The organism is Thalassospira mesophila (genome assembly GCF_002115755.1).
Lineage (GTDB): Bacteria > Pseudomonadota > Alphaproteobacteria > Rhodospirillales > Thalassospiraceae > Thalassospira > Thalassospira mesophila.
In genome coordinates, this window is the sequence record NZ_JFKA01000086.1 from 1 (window position 1) to 336 (window position 336).

1 rRNA gene is annotated in these 336 nt (G+C 55.7%); it reads right to left on the reverse strand.

The features are described 5' to 3' along the window. Nucleotides 1-336, reverse strand: a 23S ribosomal RNA gene (locus tag TMES_RS22155); the annotation flags it as partial.

Here is a 336-nt window from a genome sequence, read left to right on the forward strand (position 1 = left end):
CGCTTTTCAGCCTCGCCTTAGGGGTCGACTCACCCTGCCCCGATTAACGTTGGACAGGAACCCTTGGTCTTCCGGCGAGCGGGCTTTTCACCCGCTTTATCGTTACTTATGTCAGCATTCGCACTTCTGATACCTCCAGCAACCCTCACAGGCCACCTTCAACGGCTTACAGAACGCTCCCCTACCCAACAACGCCTAAGCGTCGCTGCCGCAGCTTCGGTGCATGGTTTAGCCCCGTTACATCTTCCGCGCAGGCCGACTCGACCAGTGAGCTATTACGCTTTCTTTAAATGATGGCTGCTTCTAAGCCAACATCCTGGCTGTCTATGCCTTCCC